This is a genomic window from Paraburkholderia sp. SIMBA_027 (assembly GCF_046535315.1).
GTDB classification, from domain to species: Bacteria; Pseudomonadota; Gammaproteobacteria; order Burkholderiales; family Burkholderiaceae; genus Paraburkholderia; species Paraburkholderia tropica.
The window spans coordinates 1-310 of sequence record NZ_JAWRWY010000289.1; the positions used below are offsets into that span (position 1 = coordinate 1).

Consider the following 310-nt stretch of genomic DNA (forward strand, 5'->3'; position numbering starts at 1 on the left):
GATCAACTCTCTGTCCGTGTACGCACAGACTAACGAATACGGCTTCCTTGAGACTCCGTATCGTAAAGTGACCGACGGTGTTGTAACTGACGAAATTCACTACCTGTCTGCTATCGAAGAAGGCAACTACGTTATCGCCCAGGCGAACTCCAACCTGGATGAAGAAGGCCACTTCGTAGAAGACCTGGTAACTTGCCGTAGCAAAGGCGAATCCAGCTTGTTCAGCCGTGACCAGGTTGACTACATGGACGTATCCACCCAGCAGGTGGTATCCGTCGGTGCGTCCCTGATCCCGTTCCTGGAACACGAT

General features: G+C 52.3%; 1 protein-coding gene. It reads left to right on the top strand.

What is annotated here, in order from left to right; genetic code table 11:
* The coding region (locus tag SB764_RS39135; RefSeq protein ID WP_410866632.1) for a hypothetical protein at nt 1–310 on the top strand (310 nt) is incomplete at both ends.